The following is a 1876-nucleotide window of genomic DNA, read 5'->3' as shown; positions in this document are numbered from 1 at the left end:
GATTTTTAAAATTCTATGTGGACAGCTTTCTATTTATATAGGAAGGAAATAGATTAATATAATTTGTTGTAAGTTTTATTGGCGGAAATTAAATCATTTGCACTAAAGGCTCAATTTTCGCCATAAATGATTGATGTAGTGCTTCAACACCCGTTACTAAATGAAGGCGGTCAATTACGACAGAAACTTTAATTTCTGATGTACTTACCATTTTAATATGAATATCTTCTTCTTTTAAAGTAGTGAACATATTCGCAGCAACTCCCGGGTTAGATACCATACCAGATCCTACAATTGATACTTTCGCTAAATGATTTTCATGTTCTACAGATTCATAGTGAAGTGCCTCTTGATTTTGTTCTAACACTTCTAATGTTTCTCTTAAATCATTAGAATGAATCGAGAAGGAGAGGTGAACAGTTCCTTCATTTGTAATACTTTGAATAATAATATCTACATTTATATGTGCCGCTGCTAATGTAGAGAAAACTGTTGAAAGTGCACCTTGTTCTAATCCTTTAATTGTGACGCGTGTAATATTATCCTCAAATGCGATACCTTTAACGATTGATTGTTGTTCCATGTTACATTCTCCCCTTACAATTGTTCCGTTTTCTTGTTCCATGCTTGATCTTACTTCTAAAACGACATTATGATTTTTAGCAAATTCAACAGCGCGTGGGTGTAATACGCCAGCACCGAGATTTGCAAGCTCTAACATTTCGTCATAAGAAATTTCATCTAATTTATAAGCATCTTGTACAACTCGTGGATCAGTCGTATATACGCCTGACACATCCGTATAAATATCACATTTTTTTGCTTTTAGTGCCGCAGCTAATGCGACAGCAGTCGTATCGGAGCCACCGCGGCCAAGTGTGGTAATTTCATGTTCTTCACTTACTCCTTGGAAACCAGCTACTATAACAATCGTGCCATCAGCAAGATAGGATTGAATACGACCAGTATTAATGTCAGTAATCCGTGCACTACTATGTACAGATTCTGTCGTAATACCCGCCTGCCATCCTGTTAATGAAATTGCGTTATAACCTTTTGTTTGTAGTGCCATTGTTAATAATGAAATGGTTACTTGTTCTCCTGTAGATAGGAGCATATCCATTTCACGTTTACTTGGATTTTCAGTAATAGCGTTAGCAAGTGCTACAAGTTTATCCGTACTTTTTCCCATTGCTGAAACGACAGAGACAATACTATGTCCTCGTTCATATTCTTCAATAATTAAATTTGCTACATGTTGAATGCGTTCGACGCTTCCGACAGAAGTACCGCCAAATTTTTGTACAATCGTTTCCATTACGAATTCCTTCTTTCGTCCATTTTTAAGAATAGGTTAGGACATATACAAATCCCAATATTCCTGTAGTTACCAGAGAGAAAAACAAAAAACACCATCTCAAATAAGTGAGGATGGTGCTGTTACAGGAAAAGGGAAACAGAAAACGGAGCTAATAAAAAAAACCGCCAAAAAAGGAATATCATAAAAATGATATCTCTTTTTTGTAGATAGCTCTTCATACGTACACGTCTGTACATATGACAGTTCTGTTTCTATTCGAAAACAGCCCCAATTGATAAATGCAGAGAAATTTATCAATTTCGGCAACACTTCCTTTCCTCTAAGATCATAGACATCTCTGTGTCTCCTTTAGAATACTTATAAGCGTTGCAACCTCTATCTCACGTTTTAGGCGAGAGTGTATGATTTATGAAGTTGTTGGTAACATTTGTTTTATAATAATTTAAATTTTTCAGGGAATCAAGTGTTTTTTGTATTTTTTTGAAATTCTATCTTTTTATTAAATTAGTTTGTGAAAAATGTAGCAAAATAAATTCGTTGCATGTACATTAAAAA

General features: G+C 34.8%; 1 protein-coding gene and 1 riboswitch. The gene reads right to left on the bottom strand.

The window, feature by feature from the left end:
- Positions 1-88: 88 nt before the first annotated feature.
- Positions 89-1318, bottom strand: a complete 1230-nt coding sequence (locus tag AB3X48_RS21705; protein ID WP_088078280.1) for an aspartate kinase — start codon at positions 1316-1318, stop codon at positions 89-91.
- Positions 1319-1520: 202 nt separating this feature from the next.
- Positions 1521-1707, bottom strand: a riboswitch (Lysine riboswitch).
- Positions 1708-1876 lie beyond the last annotated feature (169 nt).

This window comes from Bacillus sp. S4 (genome assembly GCF_040838205.1).
Lineage (GTDB): Bacteria > Bacillota > Bacilli > Bacillales > Bacillaceae_G > Bacillus_A > Bacillus_A cereus_U.
The sequence above is the reverse complement of the archived record's forward strand: the minus strand, read 5'-3'. Positions and strand labels throughout refer to the sequence as shown.

Excerpts from the sequence above, each read along its gene's own strand:
- AB3X48_RS21705 (WP_088078280.1), bottom strand. The coding sequence starts at position 1,318 with ATGGAAACGATTGTACAAAAATTTGGCGGTACTTCTGTCGGAAGCGTC.